Annotated in this window: 22 protein-coding genes and 1 pseudogene; 16 read left to right on the top strand and 7 right to left on the bottom strand. The window is 67.2% G+C overall.

Annotated elements, in window-relative coordinates:
- Window positions 1–58: 58 nt before the first annotated feature.
- A complete protein-coding gene (locus NBG84_RS41640) occupies window positions 59–424 on the bottom strand; it encodes a YunG family protein (protein WP_425608722.1) in 366 nt (121 codons plus the stop codon).
- 66 nt (window positions 425–490) lie between these two features.
- On the bottom strand, window positions 491–1,672 hold the full coding sequence (locus tag NBG84_RS28850; RefSeq protein ID WP_250922551.1) for a helix-turn-helix domain-containing protein: 1,182 nt from the start codon (window positions 1,670–1,672) through the stop codon (window positions 491–493).
- A gap of 283 nt (window positions 1,673–1,955) precedes the next feature.
- Between NBG84_RS28850 and NBG84_RS28845 the strand changes: the two genes are divergently transcribed.
- From NBG84_RS28845 to NBG84_RS28830, 5 genes and pseudogenes are all read left to right on the top strand, one after another.
- Window positions 1,956–2,366 (top strand): ATP-binding protein, encoded by a 411-nt coding sequence (locus NBG84_RS28845; RefSeq protein WP_250922550.1) that lies wholly within the window; start codon window positions 1,956–1,958, stop codon window positions 2,364–2,366.
- Between the two features lie 65 nt (window positions 2,367–2,431).
- Entirely contained in the window at window positions 2,432–2,884 is a 453-nt protein-coding gene (locus NBG84_RS28840) for an NUDIX hydrolase (RefSeq protein ID WP_250922549.1), read from the top strand.
- A gap of 250 nt (window positions 2,885–3,134) precedes the next feature.
- Window positions 3,135–3,260 (top strand): annotated as a pseudogene (locus tag NBG84_RS41225) (DUF2510 domain-containing protein); the annotation flags it as partial.
- 726 nt (window positions 3,261–3,986) lie between these two features.
- Window positions 3,987–4,670, top strand: coding sequence for an RDD family protein (locus NBG84_RS41220; protein WP_308312126.1), 684 nt, complete (start codon window positions 3,987–3,989; stop codon window positions 4,668–4,670).
- Window positions 4,671–4,766: 96 nt separating this feature from the next.
- Window positions 4,767–5,579, top strand: a complete 813-nt coding sequence (locus tag NBG84_RS28830) for an RDD family protein (RefSeq protein WP_250922547.1) — start codon at window positions 4,767–4,769, stop codon at window positions 5,577–5,579.
- A 34-nt stretch (window positions 5,580–5,613) separates the two neighbouring features.
- Here NBG84_RS28830 and NBG84_RS28825 read toward each other — a convergent pair whose 3' ends face one another.
- Window positions 5,614–5,931 carry a hypothetical protein gene (locus tag NBG84_RS28825; RefSeq protein ID WP_250922546.1) on the bottom strand — a complete coding sequence of 106 codons (318 nt, stop codon included), beginning with the start codon at window positions 5,929–5,931 and terminating at the stop codon, window positions 5,614–5,616.
- A 405-nt stretch (window positions 5,932–6,336) separates the two neighbouring features.
- On the opposite strand from NBG84_RS28825, the gene NBG84_RS28820 reads away from it, so the two are divergent.
- Window positions 6,337–8,763 (top strand): immune inhibitor A domain-containing protein, encoded by a 2,427-nt coding sequence (locus tag NBG84_RS28820; RefSeq protein ID WP_250922545.1) that lies wholly within the window; start codon window positions 6,337–6,339, stop codon window positions 8,761–8,763.
- Between the two features lie 123 nt (window positions 8,764–8,886).
- Window positions 8,887–9,249 (top strand): hypothetical protein, encoded by a 363-nt coding sequence (locus NBG84_RS28815; RefSeq protein WP_250922544.1) that lies wholly within the window; start codon window positions 8,887–8,889, stop codon window positions 9,247–9,249.
- Window positions 9,250–9,387: 138 nt separating this feature from the next.
- Here the strand turns inward: NBG84_RS28815 and NBG84_RS28810 are convergent, their stop codons facing one another.
- Together NBG84_RS28810 and NBG84_RS28805 are read right to left on the bottom strand one after the other, a co-directional pair.
- Window positions 9,388–9,975 (bottom strand): isochorismatase family protein, encoded by a 588-nt coding sequence (locus NBG84_RS28810; protein WP_250922543.1) that lies wholly within the window; start codon window positions 9,973–9,975, stop codon window positions 9,388–9,390.
- A gap of 100 nt (window positions 9,976–10,075) precedes the next feature.
- Window positions 10,076–11,404 carry a nicotinate phosphoribosyltransferase gene (locus tag NBG84_RS28805; protein ID WP_250922542.1) on the bottom strand — a complete coding sequence of 443 codons (1,329 nt, stop codon included), beginning with the start codon at window positions 11,402–11,404 and terminating at the stop codon, window positions 10,076–10,078.
- A 239-nt stretch (window positions 11,405–11,643) separates the two neighbouring features.
- On the opposite strand from NBG84_RS28805, the gene clpS reads away from it, so the two are divergent.
- The 8 genes from clpS to NBG84_RS28770 all read left to right on the top strand — a co-directional run bounded on the left by clpS (window position 11,644) and on the right by NBG84_RS28770 (window position 18,103).
- Complete coding sequence (gene clpS / locus NBG84_RS28800) at window positions 11,644–11,958, top strand: ATP-dependent Clp protease adapter ClpS (protein WP_250922541.1); 315 nt, start codon at window positions 11,644–11,646, stop codon at window positions 11,956–11,958.
- Window positions 11,958–12,557 carry a DUF2017 domain-containing protein gene (locus NBG84_RS28795; protein ID WP_250922540.1) on the top strand — a complete coding sequence of 200 codons (600 nt, stop codon included), beginning with the start codon at window positions 11,958–11,960 and terminating at the stop codon, window positions 12,555–12,557. Before clpS ends, NBG84_RS28795 begins: the two co-directional genes overlap by 1 nt.
- A 558-nt stretch (window positions 12,558–13,115) precedes the next feature.
- Complete coding sequence (locus NBG84_RS28790; RefSeq protein WP_250922539.1) at window positions 13,116–14,594, top strand: amino acid permease; 1,479 nt, start codon at window positions 13,116–13,118, stop codon at window positions 14,592–14,594.
- Between the two features lie 265 nt (window positions 14,595–14,859).
- Entirely contained in the window at window positions 14,860–15,282 is a 423-nt protein-coding gene (locus NBG84_RS28785; protein WP_250922538.1) for a M67 family metallopeptidase, read from the top strand.
- A gap of 135 nt (window positions 15,283–15,417) precedes the next feature.
- Window positions 15,418–15,534: a putative leader peptide gene (locus NBG84_RS41385; protein ID WP_345780619.1), complete on the top strand. Its 117-nt coding sequence runs from the start codon at window positions 15,418–15,420 to the stop codon at window positions 15,532–15,534.
- A 112-nt stretch (window positions 15,535–15,646) separates the two neighbouring features.
- Window positions 15,647–15,967 carry a MoaD/ThiS family protein gene (locus NBG84_RS28780; RefSeq protein ID WP_250922537.1) on the top strand — a complete coding sequence of 107 codons (321 nt, stop codon included), beginning with the start codon at window positions 15,647–15,649 and terminating at the stop codon, window positions 15,965–15,967.
- Window positions 15,967–16,917 (top strand): PLP-dependent cysteine synthase family protein, encoded by a 951-nt coding sequence (locus tag NBG84_RS28775; protein ID WP_250922536.1) that lies wholly within the window; start codon window positions 15,967–15,969, stop codon window positions 16,915–16,917. The genes NBG84_RS28780 and NBG84_RS28775 overlap by 1 nt, the downstream gene beginning before the upstream one ends.
- Window positions 16,918–17,350: 433 nt before the next feature.
- Window positions 17,351–18,103, top strand: coding sequence for an MBL fold metallo-hydrolase (locus NBG84_RS28770; RefSeq protein ID WP_250922535.1), 753 nt, complete (start codon window positions 17,351–17,353; stop codon window positions 18,101–18,103).
- Window positions 18,104–18,311: 208 nt separating this feature from the next.
- Here the strand turns inward: NBG84_RS28770 and NBG84_RS28765 are convergent, their stop codons facing one another.
- The gene (locus NBG84_RS28765; RefSeq protein WP_250922534.1) at window positions 18,312–19,577 is read right to left on the bottom strand and encodes a PTS transporter subunit EIIC; all 1,266 of its coding nucleotides are present in this window, start codon (window positions 19,575–19,577) and stop codon (window positions 18,312–18,314) included.
- A 629-nt stretch (window positions 19,578–20,206) separates the two neighbouring features.
- Window positions 20,207–21,505, bottom strand: coding sequence for a PTS transporter subunit EIIC (locus tag NBG84_RS28760; RefSeq protein WP_250922533.1), 1,299 nt, complete (start codon window positions 21,503–21,505; stop codon window positions 20,207–20,209).
- Window positions 21,506–21,790: 285 nt separating this feature from the next.
- On the opposite strand from NBG84_RS28760, the gene NBG84_RS28755 reads away from it, so the two are divergent.
- Window positions 21,791–22,024 (top strand): PTS sugar transporter subunit IIB, encoded by a 234-nt coding sequence (locus NBG84_RS28755; RefSeq protein ID WP_250922532.1) that lies wholly within the window; start codon window positions 21,791–21,793, stop codon window positions 22,022–22,024.
- The last annotated feature ends 10 nt before the right edge of the window (window positions 22,025–22,034 follow it).

Here is a 22,034-nt window from a genome sequence, read left to right as displayed (position 1 = left end):
ACGACTATGACGCGACTTTCGGCAAAAACTTTCTGCATTTTTTGACTACGTAGAGTCATTATTGTGCTTGCGGGGCAACTGGTACTCGGCTGCCCGGCCCAGCCGATCTGGCGACAACCGTCCTGGTCACCACCGTCTGCCCGCACCGAAACTGCTCACGCGTCAGATCGATCCCGATCCCACCGGGCAGCCGGTTCCCGTGGTGGAAGCCCTGCCACTCGCCATCGAGGAAAACTTCCCCCAGCACCGGATCCCCACCAAAAAGAACGTTCACGACGAGGGCGGTGATGTCGTATCGCTCCCGAGCGGGGTTGTCCGGGCGCCAGCTCTCCCGAGCGGCATCATCGGGCGAACGGGGATCGGCGGCCCGACTCGCCCAGAGAGCGTTCTCGATGCCGGTCAGGGGGAGGGGGCATCCGGGCATCATGGCGTGAGCCACTGACAGCGCAGGGTGCGAGCCCGCTGTGGGGCCTGCGCCACTGGCAGCTCGCTAGAGCGCGATCCCCGAGAGCTTGGAGAGCTTGAGGATCTCCGAGTTGCTGCGCCGATGAAGCGAGGAGACGACGCGGAAGACCTCGCGTCCCATCGGGTGGATACGTGCCATCTGGGGGGCAACGCCCCAGGCCCTGCTCAGGTTCTCCAGAGCGCCATCGCGATCCCCGATGTCGAGCTGGGCCCTCGCCGCGTTGATATACGTCGGTGCCGTTCGGGTGGGAGGAAGCCCGGCCAGGGCAGCCGTCAGATCATCGGTCAGCGCCAGGGCGTCGCGGGGGCGTCCGAGGTCTACATAGGTAGCGAGCTGATGGGCGAAGGCGTTCTGTGGGCCGACCGTGAGGCCGTGCACATCTCTGTCCTTCCCCACTCCCACCGATGCGGCCAGGGCGGATCGGATATGCCGGGCAGCCTCCTTCTTGGCTTCGCCCTTGTCCCCGAGCCTGCCGGCCAGAGTCATTCCGCGCAGATTGAGGATGCAGACGGCGATATCGCGATCGGTCCCACTCAATTCTCGCTCGGCATCGGAGATCGCACGATCGACGATATTGAGCCCACGTTCGATATCGCCGAAGTTCAGATAGGTGCCCGCCCTGTCTCTCGCTGCTACGGCCCGTCCCAAAGGGTTGGGCCGTTGTTCGACCGCCCAGCGCTGCCGAGCCACTGCCAACTCCGCCATGTCCATCCAACGGTGCCTAGCGGCCAACCAATAGACATGGCTGTAGACATCCGCGAGGAGCATCCAGCCCTCGGGTGTGTTCTCGGTGTGCGCTTCCGTGGTCGCGTCCCGCAGAAGAGCTGGAAGTAGCTTGAGGAGTTTGTCTACTTCGACGTGCTTCCGATGCCTACTCGCGGTGGCCAGGGTCGTCTTGAGCTTCTGGCCGCTGGCCGTCTGGGGTTGCGGAAGGTCGTAGTCGCGAAGGGCTGCCCTCAACTCGGCGAGAGGCCGTTTGCCGCCTCGTGCGACGGTGGTCCGTCCCAGTACCTCGGCCATGGAGAGCCCCATCGGCTTTCCCAAGGCGGACGCGACAGCAGGGGTCAGTGCTCGGTCGCCCACTTCGATCTTGGAGAGAAGTGAGAGGGAGACACTCGCCTTTCTGGCGAGCTGTGCCTGAGAGAGACCGTGCGCCTTTCGGAGCGCGGCCAGATTGGCGCCGGGCGGAAGTTCGGTAGTGCTCATGGTCTCTGCCCTCCTTGCGGAGTCGTCATCAGTCCATGGTCACAGTTTTCGCGACTACCCGCACAGCCTCCGTATAAAACGAGTGACAGCCTGTGCAAGAGGTGTGCAAGTTCGCTGACGTCAAGGCTGCGTTGATAGAGAGGAATACCCCCGCGACCGCAGTAACGGTCCGGGGGCGCGGCCAACGCTGACAAAGGAGCGTCGACGTGTCTCACGTTATCGTCCATCTCTTCGAATCACCGGTACGGGCCTTAACTCCGCGGCGAATGACGGGAATGGCGCGGTGAGCGAGAACTGTGCCAGCGGGCCCATCGTGTACCGGTGGACCTACAGTCCCCGCTGTGTGGGCCTGGCCCGGGCCGAGTTGCGGAAGGCGCTCGCCGGCTGGGGGCTCGCTCCCATCGAAGCCTTCGCCTGCGTGGTGCTGTCGGAGTTGCTGACCAATGCCCTACGACATGCCAAAGTGCCCGGCCGTGAGATCGAGACCCGATACGCCCCGCTGTGGCGCGGGGTGCGCATCGAGGTGCATGACGCCTCCAACGCGCTGCCCCGGTTCACCCCCTGCGGCCCCGAGGCCACCGGTGGACGTGGACTGCCCCTCGTAGCGGCACTGTCCGACGCCTGGGGCGTGAGCCCACGGTACGGAGCCGGGAAGTCCGTCTGGGCCGAACTGACCCTCCCCCCAGCTCCTTAGCCCCTGCACCCCACACCTCGTCCCGGCCGCCGACGTGGCGGCCGGGACGTATTACGTTGTCCTTCATGAAGCGGAACGGGGATGAGAACGGCATACACGTACGAACGCGGATATCGGCGTATGCGATCGCCAGCCGCCGGGAGCGCATGCTGTTCACCCGGCTCGGGGCGTCCTCCCCGGTGTTCGAGCCCGGGCTGTGGCACCTTCCCGGCGGTGGGGTCGACCCCGGGGAGCAGCCGCGCGAGGCGTTGGAGCGGGAGTTGTACGAAGAGACCGGGCTCAAGGTGCGCGGCGCGCGGTTGGTGGAGGCGCGGAGCTATCGGGCGGACCGCCTCGGCATCGCGTGGCAGTTGGTCGCCCTCTTCTACGCCGTCGACATCCACGAGGGGGAGTTGGGGGTGACCGAGATCGACGGGACGACCAGTGAGGTCGCCTGGCTGGAGCCGACCGCGCTCGATGGGGCGGCGCTCTCCCCGGCCGCCGTCGATGGGGTGCGCCTGCTGGGAGCCGGGCGGTAGGAGTTCGATCCGGGAGTACGGACCGGTCCGGTAGCGGAGGCCGCTGATGCCGCTCAACTGCTCCACTCCTTCGCTCGAACGCGCTCTTTCTCGCGCTCTCCTTCTTCAGCGGCGCCCGTTCTTCGTTACTGTCCTCCTTGGACAGCCGGGGGACGGTCGGAGGGACACTCCGATGCCGGGTATACAGGCCGCACGGCCCGCGCATGTGTCCGGCCTTGCGGCGGCCCACAGAGGTAGTGAGTGAACGGAGTTGGGGGCATTGGCTACTCCTCCAGGTGATGGCAGCCCGGCGCAAGGGTTCTACCCGGACCCCTCCATCCCCGGCTATGTCCGGTACTGGAACGGTTCTGCCTGGGTGCCCGGGACGAGTCGGCCCGCGCCCAAACAGGGTGAGGCCATGCCCTCGACGCCTGGTCAGGCTGGGCCTGGCGCGGCCTCGGTGCCGGCGCAGAGCCCTCCCAGACATGAGCGGCCCGAGCGGTCCGCCCCCGAGCCACCGCCCACCCGGGTGGAAGAGACCGGGCCGGTCTTCTTCGATGAGGACCCGCTTGATGAGCCCGCCAGGCAGGAGCCCGCCAGTGTCTGGCAGGCCGATACCTCTCGGCAGACCGGATTCGGCGGTGAACGCGACAACCGGGTTTCGTGGGGTGGCGAGCAGGCCCCTCGACCGCCGGACCCGTCATCACCCACGCCTCCCGCTCCCGCATCGGGTGACCCGTCCGGAGGCGCCCTCCCGGGGGTGCGGTCCACTCCTCCGGGGCAGGACGCGTCATCCGCGACGGGTCTGCCGGTACGGCCCCGCAGAAACACCGATGGACCCGACCCCACGCCCTCGGCTGAGAGCACCATGGCCATTCGCGCCCTACGGGCCCGGGTCGCTCAGAAGCAGGCCGGGCCGGGGCAGCAGGCACTCCAGGGACAGCAGGGACAGCAGGGACAGCAGGCTCCGGCGCCGCAGCCAGGGCCTCCGACACCCCAGGGCCCACAGTCCCAGCCCAGCCCGCCCAGTCATGCAAGCCAGCAGAGTGCGGCGAGGACACCACCCGCGGTGCAGCCGCCTCCACCCGCCGTGCACTCAGAGCCGCCCCTCACCTCGCGGTCCATGAACCCGCCCACCCACTCCCGTGGACCCGAACTCCCGCGGCAGTCCTCCGGTACTCCTGGTCCCGGTGGAGGTTCCGCGTCCTGGCCGCAGCAGGTCCAGCAACTCGCCCAGGGGGGCGAAGCCGGCGAGCCGCCGGTCGTGCCCTGGAAGCCCCCGGTCAACGACCCCTTCCTCCAGGCGGCCCAAGCCCAGGCCGCCGCCCGGCCCGCACCCCTCGCCAAGCGGCTCGTCGCCCGGCTGATTGACAGCGTGGTGCTCGGCGCACTGGTGGGTGCTGTCGCCGTGCCGGTCGGCACCCAGGCCCTCGCTCATATCGACGACAAGATCGATGCGGCCAAGCAGTCCGGGCAGACGGTCACCGTCTGGCTGCTCGACGGTACGACCGGGGTGCATCTGGCCATCGTCCTCGGAGCGCTCCTCGTTCTCGGGGTGCTGTACGAGGCGCTCCCCACGGCTCGGTGGGGTCGTACGCTCGGCAAGAAGCTCTGCGGACTGGCCGTGGTCGACATCGAGTCCCACAGCCCGCCGACCTTCGGGGGCGCGCTGCGCCGCTGGCTGGTCTACAGCGTGCTCGGGCTGCTGGCGATCGGTGTGCTCAATGTGCTCTGGTGCCTGTTCGACCGTCCGTGGCGGCAGTGCTGGCACGACAAGGCGGCACACACCTTCGTCACCCGGGGCTGACACCCGGGGCTGCGGGCTGACCCGGCATCAGCAACGGGTCCCCCGAACGGCGTGCCAGCTTTTGCGGTGTCCCCGGAGGCGGGGTGCACTGCCTTCATGAGTAATGATCAGCCCCCGCCGTCCGGCCCGGGAGGCCCCGACGACGACCCCTTCCTGAAGAAGCCGCAGGAACCCCCGCAAGGGGGACAGGGTGGTGGCGGCCAGCAGCCCCCGCCCCCGCCGCCACCGGGCGGTTCCCCCTATGGAGGGGAGGGCGGCGCCTGGCAGGGCGGCCCTGGGCAGGGATCGGGACAGGGGCCGGGGCAAGGTTCCCCGTATGGCGGACAGGGCCCCGGGCAGGGTGGTCCCTATGGCGGCGGTGGCGGTGGGATGCCCCCCTATGATCCCAACGCCTACGGCGGGCCCTATGGCGGTGGGCCCGACCCGCTCTCCGGAATGCCGCCGCTCGCGGAGTTCAGCAAGAGGTTCAGCGCCCGGGTGATCGACGCGCTGATCATCTTCATTCCGCTCTTCCTGCTCTCGCTCATCTTCGGTGGCTGGAACGTCAATGGTGACAGCGGAGACGGTTGGGATGACATCGCCAATGACGTGAACACCGGCCGGCAGTGGATCTGGTCCCTGATCTCCCTCATCGCCTATGTCGGCTATGACACCTTGATGGTGAGGAAGAACGGCCAGACCATCGGCAAGCGGCTCCTGAAGATCCGGGTCGCCATGCTGAACGACGGCAGTGTGCCGGACACCCGTTCGGCCCTGTTGCGTGCGGCGGTGCTCTGGGTGCCGGCACTGGTCTGCTGCTTCTGTATCTGGTGGATCGTCATCATCGCCACGATCCTGGCCGACAAGCCCTACAAACAGGGCCTCCACGACAAGGCCGGCAAGACCGTCGTGGTGGCGGTGCCGCAGTGACCCGCGAAGGCCCCTGCGATGGGGGAGCCGGGGTTCAGCGGCGCAACGAGTGCTCGCGCGAGGTGCGGACCCGGGTGGTGAGGCCGTCCGCTGAGGCCCCGGAGGTGGTACGCCCGGCCGCGGCACGGTGGCTGGCGGAGAGCGAACGAGCCGCCCCTGCCGTCTTGGCCGCCCGCGCTGCCCGGCCGATCGGAACGGCTACCGCCACGGTCAACCCCAGCACCATCGAGCCGACGCCGATGGCGGCGACCGCGACGATGTGGGTGGCGCCGGTAAGCAGAAGGAGAGCCAGTGCGGAGAGCACAACAGTGGCCGAACCATAGGCGAGCTGTGCGGCAGTCGGACGAGGCATGACGGTATCCGTCCTGGGGCAATGCCGGGGGGCATGTGGGGTCGGGAAACGGTCGAGGGTCTGACTCAACGCGATCGCACGAAAATAACTCTACGATGCTCGATGCCCCGAGGGAACCGGGGGTAAGCGTGACCTCACCCGGTGGCGGTTAGCTGCCGGTGCATAGGGGGCGCACAGATTCATACAGGGCAAGAAGTGGCGCGTTCCATGCGCCGGTTTCCCGTAGTCGGCATGTCCGAAAATCGGAACCGGGCTTCTGCATAGTGCAATTGGAATGTCCGTGTCAAGGTCTGTCTTTTCTTCTCTGACTACGGTCGAATGCCGTCACTTGTGACGCGACGCCTCGCCCGGACAACCCCACATCGGTCCGAAACGGCGAAGGAACGCGGGGGAGGACACCACCAAGTGACCACCAATCGACGGACGATCAGAGCGTCCGCGGTGATTGTCGCGCTTGCCGCGACCACCGCAGCGGCCTCGGCGTTCAGCACCGCCCAAGCAGGGGATCAGGGGTCCCCGGCCAAGGCGGCGACAACGGCCATCGAGCGCCAGGACCCGGCTCCGCAGAAGGACCACGTCGAGCACGACCTCGACGGTCCCTTCAGCAAGCAGCAGGAGCAAGAGCGCCAAGCGGCGCTGGAGCAGGTCATAGCCGGGGACGCGACCGTGCAGCAGCGCGGAGCGTCCAAGGTCGTCAAGCTCGACGACAGGAAGTACGTCGAGCTGGGCCGCGAGAAGACCGACAAGATCTTCACCATCCTGGTCGAGTTCGGCGACAAGGTCGACGACACCACGATGTACGACCCGGACGGCCCCGGCGGCCCCCAGCCGCCGGTCAAGAAGTACGGCGGCACCCCGGGTCCGCTCCACAACAAGATCGCCAAGCCGGATCGGGCGGTCGACAACTCCACGGCCTGGCAGGCGGACTACAACCGCCAGCACTTCCAGGACCTCTACTTCGGCACCGGCAAGGACAAGGCCGGTAAGCCCAAGGAGTCGCTGAAGACCTACTACGAGAAGACCTCGTCCGGCCGCTACTCGGTCGACGGCGGAGTCTCCGACTGGGTCAAGGTCGACTACAACGAGGCCCGCTACGGCTCCAACTACTGCGGCGACTCCAACTGCGACAACGTCTGGGACACCGTCCGCGACGGAGTCACCGCCTGGGTCGCCGACCAGCGGGCCCAGGGCCGTACCGACGCCCAGATCAAGGCCGACATCGGCCAGTACGACGTCTGGGACCGCTACGACTTCGACGGCGACGGCAACTTCAACGAGTCCGACGGCTACATCGATCACTTCCAGATCGTCCACGCCGGTGAGGACGAGTCAGCGGGCGGCGGCGCCGAAGGCACCAACGCCCTGTGGGCCCACCGCTGGTACGCGTACGGAACCGACGCGGGAAGCACCGGACCGGCGAACAACCGGGCCGGCGGCACCCAGATCGGTGACACCGGGATCTGGGTCGGCGACTACACCATGCAGCCCGAGAACGGCGGCCTCGGTGTCTTCGCCCATGAGTACGGACACGACCTCGGACTGCCGGACCACTACGACACCTCGGGCCGCGGCGAGAACTCGACCGGCTTCTGGACGCTGATGTCGTCCGGCTCCTGGCTCGGCAACGGCAAGGACTCCATCGGCGACCTCCCCGGCGATATGACCGCCTGGGACAAGCTCCAGCTGGGTTGGCTGAACTACACCAAGGCCAAGGCGGCGACCAAGTCCACCCACACCCTGGGCGTAGCCGCGTACAACACCGCGCTTCCGCAGGCACTCGTCGTCGAACTGCCGAAGAAGCCGGTCACCCGGACCATAGTCAAGCCCGCCCAGGGCGTCGGACAGTGGTGGAGCAACCAGGGCGACAACCTGAAGAACACGCTCTCCCGCCAGGTCGACCTCACCGGCAAGGCCGCCGCCTCCCTCGAACTCACCGGCTGGTGGGACATCGAGAAGGGGTACGACTACCTCTACGCCGAGGCGTCGACCGACGGCGGGGCCAACTGGACCGCGCTCGACGGCACCGCCGACGGCGTGGCGATCGGCCGTGACGCCAGCAACAGCCCCGGGCTGACCGATCTTTCGGGCGCGCACAAGAAGCTCGCCTACTCGCTCGACGCCTACACGGGCAAGAAGGTCGACGTCCGGTTCCGCTACCAGACCGACGGCGGCGCGGGCGGCAAGGGCTTCGTGGCCGATGAGATCACCGTCAGGGCGGACGGCGCCGCGCTCTTCCTCGACAACGCCGAGGCGGCCGACGCGGCCTGGACCGCGAAGGGCTTCTCGCGCGTCGGTGAGTCCTTCACCCAGGAGTACGAGCAGTACTACCTCGCCGAGAACCGTCAGTACGTGTCGTACGACAAGACCCTCAAGGTCGGTCCGTACAACTTCGGGTTCAAGGCGCCGAAGGACTCATGGGTCGAGCACTACCCCTACCAGAACGGTCTGCTGGTCTGGCTCTGGGACACCTCGCAGCGCGACAACAACACCAGCGTCCACCCGGGCACGGGTCGGGTGCTGCCGATCGACGCCAACGCCGCTCCGCTGAAGTGGGCGGACGGGACGCTGATGCGCAACCGGATCCAGGCGTTCGACTCGACCTTCAGCCAGTGGCGCACCGACGCCCTCACGCTGCACCGGGCGGACGTTGCGACGACGATCAAGTCCAGGGCCGGCAACCCGGTCTTCGATGATCGCAAGGGCGTCTACTGGTACCCGGAGAACCCGACCGCTGGGGTGAAGGTAACTGACACCAATACCAAGATCTCCATCGTGAAGGAGCCGCGAAGCGGCCAGACGATCACCGTAAAGGTTGGTCCGTCGACCAAGTAAAACGCGTTATTGCAGGTCAGAACATGATCGGCCGTTGCCCCCTGGCGGGCAGCGGCCGATCGTGTTTAGGTGCGTGGTGCCAGACCGTTATTGACACGCCATCTCACGGGGGAGTGGTTCACCATGCCAGGCGGAGGTTTCAGCAGGCTGCCGAGCGGCAGCGTGGTCGTCGCGCTCAGCCTGCCCAGCCCACTGGGCGACGGACGGCCGGCCCGCTATCTGGTGCACGCCGCCAACCGGGCGCGCGCACTGACCCGGCTGCGCAATCTGGGCCTGCGGGCGGTCTATCTGCGGGGGAACGCGGAGCCGCCCACCCCGGACGAGATCACGGCGGTACTCCACCATCCGGACGGACTGCTCTGGCGCACCCAGCCGGAGACGGGAGCGGAGCTCTGGCATCCGATACGGGCGATGCTGCGGGAGCAGCGGGTCCATCGAGGCCTGACGGGCGACGGCGAGGGAATCCCGGCACCATCGCCGTCCTAGCGCCGTAACCGCCTCAGACCGCAGGAGCGCGCAGGGCCTGTGGGCCCTGCGCGGAAGTACCCTCGGCCCTCGGGCCAGGAGCTACGGGGATGCCCCGGCGGCCCGCCCGCAGGAGGGCGGTGGGGAGGGCCGTGGGGCTTACTCCACCGGCTTGCCCGACACCTGGACGCCGGCCGTCCGTAGATCCCGCAGTGCGCGCTCCGTCGTCTCCTGGGAGACCGCCGCGGTGAGATCCAGCAGCACCTGGGTGGTGAAGCCCTCCCGGGCGGCGTCGAGCGCGGTGGCCTTGACGCAGTGGTCGGTGGCGATGCCCACCACATCCACCTCGGTGACCTCGTGGTCCCGCAGCCACTGCGCCAGGGTCATGCCGTTCTCGTCGGCGCCTTCGAAACCGCTGTACGCCGCTTCGTAGGCGCCCTTGTCGAAGACCGCGTCGACCGCGCCGGACGCGACGGCCGGCGCGAAGTTGGGGTGGAAGCCCACCCCCTCCGTGCCGGCGACACAGTGGCGCGGCCAGCTGTTCACATAGTCCGGCGTCTCGGAGAAGTGGTCACCCGGGTCGATGTGATGGTCGCGGGTGGCGACGACATGGCGGTAGCCGGCGGGCACGGTCTGGCCGATCAGGTCGGTGATGGCTGCGGCGACCTCGGCACCTCCCGTCACCGCGAGGCTGCCGCCTTCGCAGAAGTCGTTCTGAACGTCGACGACGATCAAGGCGCGGTGCATGGCGGCTGTCCTTACGGAGTGCTGGGCGTGCTGCTGGGCTTCACGACGGCAGGAGGGGTCAAGGAAAAGGCTCCCCACCGATGCTCAGTTCATACGTAGGTCATACATACTCCGTCGGGAGTACAGGTTCACCCCGAGAGAGCTGGATGGCCGACATCGGCAGTCCCGCCCTGGCTGAGATATGGCGCTGGCGAGCCGTCTCCAGTGACTCACGACCGAGGATCTCGCCGTTCTTGACCAGCTCCACCAGGAGCTGTCGCTCCACGAGATCCGCCGGCACCGGCCCCAGACCGACCACCTCGGCCTCGGCGATCCCCTCGGCGTCCACCCGGCGCGCCGCCCACTTGCGTCCGCCGATCGAGGACTTGGCCCCCAGCGACTTCTTCGCCACCGCCTCCAGCGGGGCGGCCGGGTCGGCGGACCTGGCGCGGGCGACCAGTTTGTAGACCATGGAACAGGTCGGATGGCCACTGCCGGTGACCAACTGGGTACCGACTCCGTACGCGTCCACCGGCGCGGCGGCCAGCGAGGCGATGGCGTACTCGTCCAGATCGGATGTGACCACGATCCTGGTCTGCTGCGCGCCGAGCTCATCGAGCTGCTGGCGCACCCGGTGGGCGACGAGCAGCAGATCACCGGAGTCGATCCGTACCGCTCCGAGCTCGGGGCCGGCGATCTCGACGGCGGTACGGACCGCTTCGGCCACGTCATAGGTGTCGATCAGCAGGGTGGTGCCCCGGCCGAGGGATTCGACCTGTGCCTGGAAGGCGTCGCGCTCGCTGTCGTGCAGCAGGGTGAAGGCGTGGGCGCTGGTGCCGACGGTGGGGATGGCGTAGCGGAAGCCGGCCGCCAGATCGGATGTGGAGTCAAAGCCGCCGACGTACGCGGCCCGGGCGGAGGCCACCGCGGAGAGCTCATGGGTGCGGCGGGCGCCCATCTCGATCAGCCGGCGGCCACCTGCGGCGGCGGACATCCGGGAGGCCGCGGCGGCGATGGCCGAATCGTGGTTGAGGATGGAGAGGATCACCGTCTCCAGCAGCACGCACTCGGCGAAGGAGCCTTCGACGCGCAGGATGGGCGAGCCGGGGAAGTACACCTCGCCCTCCGGGTAGCCCCAGATGTCACCGCTGAAGCGGTAGGTGGAGAGCCATTCCAGGGTCGGCTCGTCGACGATCTTCTGCGCCTGGAGGAAGCCGAGCACATCCGCGTCGAAGCGGAAGTTCTCCACCGCGTCCAGTACCCGTCCGGTGCCGGCGATCACGCCGTAGCGCCGTCCGCCGGGAAGTCTGCGGGTGAAGACCTCGAAGACCGAGCGGCGGTCGGCGGTGCCCGCCTTCAGGGCCGCCTGGACCATCGTGAACTCGTACTGGTCGGTGAAGAGGGCCGTCGACGGGACGTCCACCGGGAGACCTAGGTCCGCAGTGTTCACGACACTCAACCTCACGCTTTCGTTGTGGGAGCCCGGAAGACCCCGGGCGATCCAGCCATGGCCAGGATGCTACCCCACATTTCGTCAAAGTGACGAGATGGCCTGATGCGGAGGTCCGGCACCCCTTCCAGGGCGGCCGGAACTCAGGGGTGCGGGGTTGTTACGGAGGGTCAACGGTGGGGTCTGGATGGCTGGGACGCGGGGGGCCGTTTGTGCGTTGGGGCCCGGTGAGTGGCAGCATGGACCAGGTGAGTGTTGCTCCCACTGAGATCGAACGCACCGAGTCGGCGGAGAAACCGTTCGCTGTTCCCGAGCCGGACGTGCCGTGGGTGACGCTCGTCCACAACGACCCGGTCAATCTGATGAGCTATGTCACCTATGTGTTCCAGGCGTACTTCGGTTACTCCAAGGACAAGGCGCGCAAACTGATGCTCGACGTCCACCACAAGGGCCGTGCCGTGGTCTCCAGCGGTAGTCGCGAGGAGATGGAACGCGATGTGCAGGCCATGCACGGTTACGGGCTGTGGGCGACCCTCTCCCAGGACCGCAACTGATGGCGGGACAGTTCGAGGCGATTCCCGGCGGCGGGTCGGCCGTCGCGCTCGACGAGGTCGAGATCGCCATCATCCGGTCCCTGGCCGTACAGCTACTGGAGCTGCTCGGGCCGGGTGAGGAGCCGGTCGAGGGCGAGGACCCACTGGCCGCCCTGTTCACGGAGGGGCCCACCGAGCCTCCCAGCGACCCGGCACTGGCCCGCCTCTTCCCCGAGGCGTACCTCGGTCCGGACGCCAAGGACCAGACCGATGAGCTCCAGGCCGCCTCCGCCGAGTTCAGACGGTTCACCGAGAACGATCTGCGCTCCCGCAAGCGCGCGGACGTGCTCTGTGTCGTCAGGACCCTGGACCAGCTGACCGCGAACGGCGATGGCGGGGCCGTACTCAAGCTGACGGCCGATGACGCCCTGCACTGGCTCGGGGCGCTCAACGACCTGCGGATCACCATCGGAACCCGGCTCGACGTCTCCGACGACGACGAGAACGGCGACCTCTACCAGCTGCCGGACTCCGACCCGCGGAAGCCGATGGTGATGGCCTACCTCTGGCTCGGCGCGCTCCAGGAGACGCTCGTTGAGACGCTGACGCCTGATGCCTGATGCCTGATGCCTGATGCCTGATGCCTGATGCCTGACGCCTGACGCCTGACGCCTGATGTCGTGAGGCAGCGGTGGTCGGCGGTCCCCGCGCCCGGCTAGCCGCTCCCCTGACCTCCTCAGATTGCCGAAGGGCCCTTCTCCGATACGGGACACACATCGGAGAAGGGCCCTTTCCGTGTTGCCCAGAGTCATCGGTTCGCGGTCCGCGCGGTGGGGTACCCGAGCGTCGACCATGGCCGCTTCACTCACACTCACAACGCTCAGCGGACGCTCAAATCCGGATAACGATCACGTCACCTGTTCGGCGCTGTTTGCCGTGCCAGGGGACGTTTATCCGTTTATGTCTGTGGTGTGCCCCACATCCACTGCCATCGATCTTTCGAACGAGCGTGATAGATCTGCACGACCGCCAGGGGCGCCACCCACTGTCCCGGCGGTGCTTGACCCGGCTGACCGCCGGTAGCACTCCATCCATATCCGGGGGGATCAGGACCTGGTCCGCGCCCGCGCGCCAGCCGCGGCGGGGGCGGACCAGCATGGAGAAAGGGCGCAATCACTATGACTTCAGTGCAGGTCGGCGACGAGAACAGGCCACCCGGACCGGGTGATGTCGCAGCCCCGCCGGCTTCGCCCGCCACTGGCCCGGCAGGCGGGCCGGATCACCAGTCGGATCAGGGATACCACCGCGCACTCGGTGCCCGACAGATCCAGATGATCGCCATCGGCGGGGCGATCGGCACCGGACTCTTCCTGGGCGCGGGCAAAGCCATCTCCAAGGCCGGCCCCAGCCTCATCCTGGCCTACGCCATCGCGGGCCTGGTCATCTTCTTCATCATGCGGGCGCTGGGCGAACTGCTGATGTACCGCCCGGTCGCGGGCTCGTTCTCGGAGTACGCCCGCGAGTTCATCGGCCCCTTCGCCGGATTCGCCACCGGTTGGACGTACTGGCTGTTCTGGGTCGTCACCGGAATGACCGAGGTGACAGCCGCGGCCCAGTACATGACCTACTGGTTCGACATCCCCCAATGGATCTCCGCACTGATCTTCACCCTGGTGCTCTACGGCGCGAACCTGATCTCCGTGAAGCTCTTCGGTGAACTGGAGTTCTGGTTCTCCATGGTGAAGGTCACCGCCATCGTCGGGATGATCCTCATCTGTCTGGGCATTCTGACCCTCGGCTTCTCCGACGCCGGTGACACCGCGTCAGTCTCCCTGCTGTGGAGCGACGGCGGCTTCTTCCCCAAGGGCATCGGCGGCACGCTGATGACGCTTCAGATCGTGATGTTCGCCTTCCTCGCCGTGGAACTGGTCGGAGTCACCGCGGGCGAGTCCAAGGACCCCGAGAAGACCCTGCCCAAGGCCATCAACACCGTCCCATGGCGGATCGCCGTCTTCTACATCGGCGCCCTGACCATGATCCTCTCCGTGGTGTCCTGGACGAACTTCCAGCCCGGGATCTCGCCGTTCGTCGCCGCCTTCGACAAGATGGGCCTCGCCGTGGGCGCGGGCATCGTCAACTTCGTCGTTCTGACCGCGGCCCTGTCGTCCTGCAACTCGGGCATGTACTCGACCGGTCGGATGCTGCGCGACCTCGCCCTCAACAGCCAGGGCCCCAGGCTCTTCACCCGGCTCACCAGGAACGGCACCCCGCTCATCGGCACCACCTTCTCCGCCGGGCTGATGATGATCGGCGTCTGGATCAACTACCAGTGGCCCGGGGAAGCCTTCAACAAGGTGGTCTCCTTCGCCACCATCTCCGGTATGTGGGCCTGGGTCATGATCCTGATCAGCCAGATCCGCTACCGGGCCAAGGCCGACCGGGGAGAGTTGCCGCAGTCGTCCTTCAAGGCTCCCGGTGCCCCCTGGACCAGTTGGTTCGCACTCGCCTTCATCGGCATGGTGGTGGTGATGATGGGCATCGACAAGGAAGCCCGGATCTCGCTCTACTTCGCCCCGCTCTGGGCCCTGGGCCTGGCCGTCGCCTTTCTGACGCTCAAGAAGCGCAACCCGCAGGGCGCGGCGTTCATCAAGCGCTGACCGCGGGGTTCTGACACTGAGAAACCCGCTCCGAGAACAGCCCGCTCCGGCCTGACCACGGGCAGCCCGCTCCGGCCGGCGCCAGGAAACCCGGAACCCCCAGGCCAGAGGAGTGCGGCTGCGGCCGAAGAGCCGTGGCGGGCAATGCGGCACGGGGGCGGTCGCGTACCGGGGGACGGTACGCGACCGCCCAGCGTGCCGCTCGTGCCAAACGCCGCACCGGCACCCGGCTCGGCGGCTGGGCGGCCTGCTTATCCTGATCGGCATGTTGACTCTCACCCAGGCCCTCTACGACCAGATCGTGGCGCACTCCCGCGCCGACCACCCCGACGAGGCGTGCGGCGTCGTCGCCGGGCCCGCGGGCCAGGGCCGCCCCGAACGCTTCATCCCCATGCTGAACGCGGCCCGGTCGCCCACCTTCTACGAGTTCGACTCCGCGGATCTCCTCAAGCTCTACCGGGAGATGGACGACAACGACGAAGAGCCGGTGATCATCTACCACTCGCACACCGCGACCGAGGCGTACCCCTCCCGTACGGACATCACCTACGCCAACGAGCCGGGCGCGCACTACGTCCTGGTCTCCACCGCGGACATCGATGACGTGGGAGCGTTCCAGTTCCGCTCGTACCGCATCGTGGACGGCGTGATCACGGAGGAGGAGATCAAGGTCGTCGAGACCTACTGACCCACCCCGTGAACCACCCCAAACCCCGGCCCTGGAACCGCCTCGCTCGCCGGGCTGACCGCACTATGAGCAGAATGCGTCCATCATCCGAGATCACACTCCAGAATCCGGACCGGGAATCGATACGATGACCGCATGGTTCCCCATGACGTGAGCGAGAAGACGCCGAGCAGGCTGCTGCTCGTGGCGCGGCTGCACGTCGACCTGTGCCGCCTCGCGAGCGCGATGTGTACGGCCCGGAACGCGACCTGACCGAGGCCACACCCGCACCGCCCGGCTGAGCGCGACTGACCGTACGAGCACCACCCCTCGCGCGGGGTCCCGACGCGCGCCCCAAGCCACCGTCCCGACAGGAGCCCACACCATGGCCATCGAGGTCCGCATTCCGACCATCCTCCGCACGTACACCGACGGAGCGAAGGCCGTCGAAGGCAGCGGAGGCACCATCGCCGAACTCTTCGCCGACCTCGACTCCCGCCACACCGGCATCAAGGAGCGCATTGTCGAGGGCGGTGAACTACGCCGCTTCGTCAACGTCTACCTCAATGACGAAGACGTCCGCTTCCTCGCCGGCATCGCCACCGAACTCAGCGACGGCGACAGCGTCACGATCCTCCCGGCCGTCGCCGGCGGATCCACCACGGCGCACCCCCGTTCCGCCCGGTGGCGCGCGGGAACGCGCTGATGCGCTACGACTCTCCCCTCGCCGCGGTCGGCAACACCCCTCTGGTACGCCTACCGCGGCTGTCGCCGTCCGACGACGTCCGCATCTGGGCCAAGCTCGAAGACCGCAACCCCACCGGTTCGATCAAGGACCGTCCAGCGCTCTTCATGATCGAGCAGGCGGAGAAGGACGGCAGGCTCACCCCCGGCTGCACCATCTTGGAACCCACCTCGGGCAACACCGGTATCTCGCTGGCCATGGCCGCCCGGCTCAAGGGCTACCGCATCGTCTGCGTCATGCCCGAGAACACCAGTACCGAGCGCCGCCAGCTGCTCACCATGTGGGGCGCGGAGATCATCTCCTCACCCGCCGCGGGCGGCTCCAACACCGCCGTTCGCGTCGCCAAGGAGATCTCCGCCGAGAACCCCTCCTGGGTGATGCTCTACCAGTACGGAAACCCGGCGAACGCCGGAGCGCACTACGCCACCACCGGACCCGAGATCCTCACCGACCTGCCGTCCATCACCCACTTCGTGGCGGGCCTCGGCACGACCGGCACCCTGATGGGCGTCGGCCGCTATCTCCGCGAGCGTGTGCCGGACGTCCGTATCGTGGCCGCCGAGCCACGGTACGACGACCTGGTCTACGGACTGCGGAATCTGGACGAGGGTTTCGTACCCGAGCTCTATGACGCCTCCGTGCTCACCACCCGCTTCTCGGTCGGTTCGGCGGACGCGGTGACCCGCACCAGGGAGCTGCTCCAGCAGGAGGGCATCTTCGCCGGGGTGTCCACCGGCGCCGCACTCCACGCGGCCATAGGCGTCGGAAAGAAGGCCGTCAAGGCCGGCGAGTCCGCTGACATCGTGTTCGTCGTCGCCGACGGCGGCTGGAAGTACCTCTCCACGGGGGTGTACACGGCCGAGACCACGGAAGCGGCCATCGAACTCCTCCAAGGGCAGCTCTGGGCCTGACCCCGGCTCCCTGCCGGCTCCTTTCGGACGGCGAGCGCCAGCCGCCCTCATCCCGGGACTGACGCACCAGGTCCCGAGAGGCCCGGCCCGGGTGGGGGGTTTCCCGGACCCCGTGGTGGTCACCTGGGCCCGCCCGAGGAAGCCCGACCCATGCGGCCCGGCCCCGGAGCCGGGCCGGAGCGCTCATGGGATATCCCTAAAAGACGATCAAGAGCCCCACTCCCGCACCGAGGGAGTGGGGCTCTTGACTACCCTCGCGCCCCGCGCGCTCCTGCCCGCACCCCCCGTACGCCCTCCGAATCGGTGACAGCGCAGGTGAGTTCCCCCACACCCCCCCTCCCCGAAGGAGCGGCACCCCCTTTCGCGCTTTACGCTCAACCCACCGCACACACACCACCCACAGCCCTCCCCCGTCCACGGAGGTTCAGGCTCCATGAAGCTCACCGTCGTCGGCTGCTCGGGGTCGTTCCCGTCCGCGGAATCGGCCTGTTCGAGCTACCTCGTAGAGGCCGACGGCTTCCGGTTGCTCCTCGACATGGGCAATGGCGCCCTCGGAGAGCTGCAGCGCCACATCGGCCTCTACGACCTCGACGCCATCTTCCTCAGCCATCTGCATGCCGATCACTGCATCGATATGTGCGCGTACTTCGTCGCCCGCTACTACCGCCACGAGGGCGGCCGCTGCGATGCCCTTCCGGTCTACGGACCCGAGGGCACCGAGCACCGGCTGACCACGGCGTATGCGGACACCCCTTCCCCCTCCTCGATGAGCGAGGTCTTCGACTTCCACACCCTCAAGCCCGGCAGCTTCGACATCGGCCCGTTCTCCGTCCGCACGGAACGAGTCGCCCACCCCGTCGAGGCCTACGGCGTCCGGCTGGAGCACTCCGGGCGGACGCTGACGTACTCGGGTGACACCGGAGTCTGCGACGCGCTGGACGAGCTGGCCGAGGGGGCGGACCTCTTCCTCTGCGAGGCCTCCTTCACCTACGGCAAGGAAGACGTCCCCGGTCTCCACCTCAACGGCCGTGAGGCCGGCGCCCATGCGCAGCGGGCGGGGGTGGGACGGCTGGTGCTGACCCATGTGCCGCCGTGGACCGATGGGGAGCGCAATCTCGCGGATGCCCGGTCGCAGTACCGAGGGCCGGCGGAGATCGCCGCGGCCGGTGCGGTGTACGAGGTCTGAGCGCGGGGTGACGCTGCTCTCAGCCCGTGGACACCTTCTGGGACGTGATCCGGGGGTGTCCGATCTGTTTCTGGTCCGCTGAGGCCGGGGCCGGCGCCCGCTTCGCCGCGCGGGCTACCCCTCGACCGACCGCGGTGGCTCGCCATAGGCCAAAGCCCCCGGTTCCATGGCGCGGAACGGGGGGCCTCGGGCGGAGGGTGTGAGCGGCCTAGGTGGCCTCCGCCTTCTGTAGGTCGGCTAGTTCGTCGTCCGACTCCCGTCCCGGTGTCGGCAGATCGAACTTGGTGATCGCGAATCGGAACACCGCGTAATACACGGCTGCGAAGCAGAGCCCCACGAGCGCGAGCCCCCAGGGATTGGATGCGATCCCCAGGTTCAGTAGGAAATCGATCGCCCCGGCCGAGAAGCCGAATCCGTCTTTCATTCCGAGTCCCCAGGTGAGTGCCAGAGAGACACCGGTGAGGACCGCGTGGACGGCGTACAGCACGGGGGCGATGAACATAAAGGTGAACTCGATCGGCTCCGTCACCCCGGTCACGAATGACGTCAGCGCCAGCGAGAACATCATGCCGCCGACGACCTTGCGCCGCTCCGGCCGGGCGCAGTGCACAATCGCCAGACAGGCGGCGGGCAAGGCGAACATCATGATCGGGAAGAAGCCGGTCATAAACTGCCCGGCCGTGGGGTCACCGGCGAGGAAGCGGGCGATGTCGCCGCTCTTGCCGTCGTAGGAACCGGCCTGGAACCAGGGGAACGAGTTCAGTAGGTGATGCATACCGATCGGGATCAGCGCCCGGTTGGTCACACCGAAGATTCCCGCGCCCACGGCCCCCGAGTCGACCAGCCACCCGCCGGCGTTGTGCAGACCGGTGCCGAGCACCGGCCAGACAAAACCGAAGGCGATACCGATGACAAGTCCCGCGAACGCGGAGAGAATCGGGACCAGCCGACGTCCACCGAAGAATCCCGCCCAGTCCGGCAATGTGGTGCGGTAGAAGCGCTGGTAGAGCAGGGCGACCACCAGGCCCATCACCACACCGCCGAGGACTTTCGCGTCCACGGGGGCTTCCCGCATCACTATCCGACCGTCGATGACCTCGGCGACCTTCGGCAGATTCTCATCGGTGAACGTCCCAAGGACGCTCTTGAACACCAGATAGCCGGTGACCGCCGCCAGCGCGGTCGAGCCATCCGCTTTCCTCGCGAAGCCGATGGCGATACCGACCGCGAACAGGAGCGCCATGTTGTCGAGGATCGCGTTGCCGCCGGCATGCATATAGCCGGCTGTCTCGGTGAAGAAGGACGGGAATGACGCACGGCCCAGCATGTCGTCATTGCCGAGCCGGACGAGAAGCGCGGCAGCGGGTAGTACGGCCACCGGGAGCATCAAACTGCGACCGATGCGCTGCATGACGGCCATCGCACCCGTGCCCGACTTCTTCCGAGTCGCCGGGGCGGGGCTGGTGGTGGACATCAACTTCCTCCAGGAGAGCAAGGCGCCGCAAGGGGACAGGGGGACGGGAGGCGGCGTCTACCAGGGGGACACGACGGGCTCGTGGTCTAAACCAGTTACTGGTGTAGACCTTTTTAGCATGCGGGGGAGGGATAAGGAACAGATGAATAGCGCCGAATTGGCCCCGCGGTAGGTGATGTAGGTGAATTCCCCCACCGCGGGGCGGAGTGCTTCCCGGATGGAAATACTCTTCCGATCTTGATCGGAGAGGCTGCCCGGTCTCCAATAACCGGCGCGGGCGCGCCGTCGAAGCGGTGACCGCCAAGGAGGCGAAGGCCGCAGGAAAAACCCATGCCGCCGTTTCTCATCCGCACGTCTGACGCATCCATCGCGCCGAACCCTGACGGAGCCTCAACATACCGACGGGGCCGAGAGGCCAGCCATGAATCCCCGAACCCGCCACCCGGGCTCACCCGGAAACCCGCTACCGCCACACGGCTCTCGGCGCTCCGGCCCTTCCGCCGCCATCACCTCAACAGCCCACGCCCTGCGCCCATCTGCCGCGACCCTCGCCCCTGGCCTGGATCCGCGACACCTTTCCCCTGGCGGGACCCGCTGTCCATCGATCCATGGGCCCTCCCGCGGTACGTCTACTTCACGTTCTCACGTTCCATCTCCTCGCCCACTTCCTCCGGTTCCCGGCCCGGCGTGGGGATGTTGAATTTGATGATCGCGAACCGGAAGACCACGTAATACACGAGGGCGAAACCAAGACCGATGGGAATGATCAACCAGGGTTTTGTCGCAAGCGACCAGTTGATGACGTAGTCGATGAGACCGGCCGAGAAACTGAAGCCGTCCTTTACCCCCAATGCCCAGGTCAGGGCCATAGAAGCACCGGTGAGGACCGCATGAACCGCATACAGCGCCGGTGCGACGAAGAGGAATGAGTACTCCAGCGGTTCGGTGATACCCGTGACGAATGAGGTCAGCGCCACCGACAGCATCAGACCACCGATCTCCTTGCGCCGATGCGGTCGCGCACAGTGCGTGATGGCCAGTGCGGCCGCCGGTAGGGCGAACATCATGATGGGGAAGAAGCCCGTGGTGAACTGACCCGCATCAGGATCGCCCGCGAGGAACATCGAGATATCGCCGTGCACCACCGTGCCGTCCGGCTTGGTGTAGCTGCCCAGCTGAAACCAGATCGGCACATTCAGGAACTGGTGCAATCCGATGACGAGCAACGCCCGGTTGGTGACACCGAAGATGCCCGAACCCCACGGCCCGAGATCCACCAGCCAGTCACTGAAACTCTCCAGACCGCGGCCGACCGGCGGCCAGACCCACAAGGAGAGCACCGCGACGCCGATGGCCACGAAGGACATGATGATCGGGACGAGCCGGCGGCCATTGAAGAAGCCCAGCCAGTCCACCAACTTGGTGCGGTGGTAGCGCTGCCAGAAATACGCGGCCAGCAGACCCATCACAATGCCGCCGAAGACCCCCGGGTTCTGATAAGTGAAGGCCGCGACCGAGTTGTCCGGCGCCTGGCAGCCCGTCGCCACCGCCTGCGCCTGGTCGGGACAGTCCGCGGGAAACTGACGCAGCACGTTGTAGTAGACGAGGAAACCCGCCACCGCGGCCAGCGCCGTGGAGCCATCCGACTTCTTCGCCATGCCGATCGCGACACCGACACAGAACAGCAGCGGCAGACCGATGTTGGAATCCAGCAGCGCGCCACCCGCACCCGCCATCACCTTGGCGACATCGTTCCAGCCCAGCCCGTCCGAGCCGAAGACATCCGGCTGCCCCAGCCGATTGAGAATGCCCGCCGCGGGCAGCACCGCAATGGGGAGCTGGAGGCTGCGCCCCATCTTCTGGAGTCCCTGGAACAGCTTGCTGCCCCAAGAGGGCTGTGGTCTGACGGCAGCGCTCTCGGAGCTCATCGGCGTCCTCCCGGAACTGGCCTGTTTGGCAGCGGTCGCGGTCTGGTGTAGACCAGTCGCGGTATGCCCCCGGGCCGCCCATGGCTGAGGTCAGGTTCCTCGGCCTCAGGAAATCTCGGTCTCGGCCAGGTACGGAACACCGGTGATCGTCATCATGAGCGATGGGGTAGTCACTCGCCCGTGAAGATGGGCCAACCGTGCGTTACCGTGACGAAGCGGACCAGTGGTGGGCCGACGCAGCACTGGGCACCCCCTCAAGGTGCCCTTGGAACGCAGGGAGAAGACATGGCCAGCAAGGCTGAAAAGATCGTCGCCGGGCTCGGTGGAATCGAGAACATCGAGGAGATCGAGGGCTGCATCACCCGCCTCCGCACCGAGGTCATCGACCCGGCCAAGGTCGACGAAGCCGCCCTCAAGGCCGCAGGCGCCCACGGAGTCGTCAAGATGGGCACCGCGATCCAGGTCGTGATCGGCACCGACGCCGACCCGATCGCCGCCGACATCGAAGACATGATGTGAGCTGAGCCCC

The organism is Streptomyces albipurpureus, from assembly GCF_023701525.1.
Lineage (GTDB): Bacteria > Actinomycetota > Actinomycetes > Streptomycetales > Streptomycetaceae > Streptomyces > Streptomyces albipurpureus.
This window is presented reverse-complemented; position numbering and strand designations above follow the sequence as displayed.